At 60.6% G+C, this 518-nt stretch carries 1 protein-coding gene; it reads right to left on the bottom strand.

Annotated elements, in window-relative coordinates:
• Positions 1-24: 24 nt before the first annotated feature.
• Positions 25-518: IS5 family transposase (locus H926_RS0101350; protein WP_022674702.1), on the bottom strand; the 494-nt coding region annotated here is incomplete at its 5' end.

The raw sequence follows: 518 nt of genomic DNA, 5'->3' as shown, positions 1-518 counted from the left end.
CTTAGTGCCTGATTCGGAAGTTTCTCAAGCAAGGCAATAGGTTGCGGTTCGCCGGGTGATCATTCGGATGGAAGCGATGAGGGCCCATGCGGTCGAGGATGCGGTGGAAGTTTCCCAATCCTTGGCCAGTCGTCGACAGCGGCCGAGCCATGCGAATGTGCGTTCGACCACCCACCTTCGGGGTAGCACTTCAAAGCCTTTGGCGGTGTCGGAGCGCTTGATGATCTCGATGGTCCACTGGCCCATGTCGGCGAGCGCACCGCGCAGTTTGTCTCCAGCGTAGCCGCCATCGGCAAACACGTGGCGCAGCCACGGGAAGCGGTGGCGGATTGTCGCCAGCACATCGACAGCGCCGTCGCGGTCCTGGATATCAGCCGCATGGACCAGGATGAAGATCAGGAAACCACAGGTGTCGGTGACGATATGCCGCTTCCGGCCTTTGACCTTCTTGCCCGCATCATAGCCCGAAACCCCGCCGCTTTCCGTGGTTTTGACGCTCTGACTGTCGATCACCCCCG

The organism is Novosphingobium sp. B-7, from assembly GCF_000410615.1.
Taxonomy (GTDB): Bacteria; Pseudomonadota; Alphaproteobacteria; order Sphingomonadales; family Sphingomonadaceae; genus Novosphingobium; species Novosphingobium capsulatum.
The sequence above is the reverse complement of the archived record's forward strand: the minus strand, read 5'-3'. Positions and strand labels throughout refer to the sequence as shown.